Source organism: Nonomuraea sp. NPDC003201 (assembly GCF_053590415.1).
The window spans coordinates 1-1,606 of sequence record NZ_JBSFTC010000720.1 but is presented as its reverse complement, the minus strand read 5'-3'; the positions used below and the strand labels follow the sequence as shown (position 1 = coordinate 1,606).

The window sequence follows — 1,606 nt, the reverse complement described above, 5'->3', positions numbered from 1 at the left end:
CGCGGCGCTCGACGAACCTGGCGGCCGTGGTCTCGGTCTTGGCCAGGAACGCGGACAGCTGCTCGCGGGCCTGCTCGCCCTCGGCGTCCAGCCCGGTCTTGTCGAACACCGACCACTGCTTCAGCACCGGCATCAGCACGTCGTCCAGGTGCAGGCGCAGGTCGTAGATGCCTTCGTTCGCGATGATCATGGCCTTGCGGGCGAACCCCTCGATGCCCGAGCCCGGCATCTGGAACGTGGTGACGACGTCGGTCACCGCGCGCATGGTCTGGTTGGGGTCCAGCTCGAAGGCGGCCTTGAGCAGGTTGCGGTAGAAGAGCATGTGCAGGTTCTCGTCGGCGGCGATCCTGGCGAGCAGGCGCTCGCAGCCCTCGTCGCCGGAGGCCCTGCCGGTGTTGCGGTGCGCGATGCGGGTGGCCAGCTCCTGGAAGGAGACGTACGCGAGCTGCTGGAGCATGGTGCCGTACTCGGTGGTGAAGCCGTTCTCCATGTGGTGCATGCGGGCGCGCTCGAGCGCCACGGGATCGACGGCGCGGGTGACCGTGAGGTAGTCGCGGAGCGCGGTGCCGTGGCGGTCCTCCTCGGCCGTCCAGCGGTGCACCCAGGTGCCCCAGGCGCCGTCGCGGCCGAACGTGCTGGCGATCTCGTGGTGGTAGCTGGGGAGGTTGTCCTCGGTCAGGAGATTGACGATGAGCGAGATGCGGGCCGCCTCGGGGATCTTGGAGTCGCCTTCCTGCCACGCCTCGCCCCCGTAGATGCCGTCGAAGTCGCGGCCCTCGCTCCACGGGATGTACTCGTGCGGGAACCACTCTTTCGCCATCGTGTGATGGCGGTCGAGCTCCACGGCCACCACGGGCTCCAGCTCGTGCAGCAGCTCCGTCTGAGTCATCGCCATAAAAGATCTTCTCCTTCAGGTTACGGTACCGTAGGTTAGGCTACCGGAAGGACATACCGGTCAAATAGGGTGTCCCTATGCGACCCAGTGTCCGCGGTGTCCTGCTCGACCACGACGAGCGGCTGGTGATCTTCCGTCGTACGGTTCCGGGACGCGACGTCTATTGGAGCATCCCCGGAGGGCATGTCGAACCGGGGGACGACACGCTGGAGCACACCCTGCACCGGGAACTGCTCGAGGAGCTGGGCGCGACCATCTCGGCGGTGACGCCCCTGGTCACGCTGTCGTACCCGTGGAAGGGCGAGCTCAAGACACAGCACGTCTACGGCTGCCGCCTGGTGGCGATGGATCCGGCGCTGCGGCACGGGCCCGAGTTCGAGGACCCGTCGCGGGGGCTGTACGAGGTGGAGCGGGTACGGCTGAACCGTTCGGAGATCACGTCCCGGCACCTGGTCCCCGAGCCGGTGGCGGACTACCTGTCGACCACCATCACGGACCTGCCCCGCCTGATCGGCCAGGGCTCAGGGCCCGATCAGGGCTGAGGGCTCGGTCGGGGCTGAGGGCTCGGTCGGGGCTCACGGCCCCGCTAGGGTTCGCGGCGCAGGCGCTTCAGGTCGGAGCGCTGCTTCTTCGCGGCGATGCGGCGCTCGACGGCGCCGCGGCTGGGCTTGGTCGGGCGGCGGCGCTTCGGCGGCGGGGCGATGGCCTCGC

At 68.7% G+C, this 1,606-nt stretch carries 2 protein-coding genes; one reads left to right on the top strand and one right to left on the bottom strand.

The features are described 5' to 3' along the window. Positions 1–895: acyl-ACP desaturase (locus ACWDX9_RS63105; protein WP_449973415.1), on the bottom strand; the 895-nt coding region annotated here is incomplete at its 3' end. A gap of 77 nt (positions 896–972) precedes the next feature. Here ACWDX9_RS63105 and ACWDX9_RS63100 point away from each other — a divergent pair. Next, complete coding sequence (locus ACWDX9_RS63100; RefSeq protein ID WP_449973414.1) at positions 973–1,437, top strand: NUDIX domain-containing protein; 465 nt, start codon at positions 973–975, stop codon at positions 1,435–1,437. Positions 1,438–1,606 lie beyond the last annotated feature (169 nt).